This is a genomic window from Rhodococcus sp. B10 (genome assembly GCF_011770055.1).
In the GTDB taxonomy this organism is placed as follows: Bacteria; Actinomycetota; Actinomycetes; order Mycobacteriales; family Mycobacteriaceae; genus Rhodococcoides; species Rhodococcoides kyotonensis_B.
This window is the reverse complement of the sequence record NZ_JAAFYV010000144.1, coordinates 1-266: the sequence shown is the minus strand read 5'-3', so window position 1 is coordinate 266 and position 266 is coordinate 1. Positions and strand designations below refer to the sequence as shown.

Sequence of the window (266 nt, the reverse complement as noted above, 5' to 3'; positions counted from 1 at the left end):
GTTGACGGGGGAGCGGTTGGAGCCGTTGTCGGCGGATACCTCGCGGGCTGGTGAGGACGGGGTGATCGGGGAGGAGCATCAGCAGATCGTGCGGAAGTTCTTTCGCCGGTTGGGTGGGAAGGTCGATATCGAGACGCGCGAGCGTGCGGAGGCGCAGTTGGCGCAGTTGGCGCGGGAGTTGGGTCCGGATCATTTCAAGGCGGCGGCGGGCCGGTTGTATGACGTGCTCGATCCGGATGGGGAGGACGAGAGTCCGGAGCGGGTGG

Annotated in this window: 1 protein-coding gene; it reads left to right on the top strand. The window is 66.5% G+C overall.

The features are described 5' to 3' along the window. Nucleotides 1–61 precede the first annotated feature (61 nt). Nucleotides 62–266: DUF222 domain-containing protein (locus RhoFasB10_RS26865; protein WP_346764482.1), on the top strand; the 205-nt coding region annotated here is incomplete at its 3' end.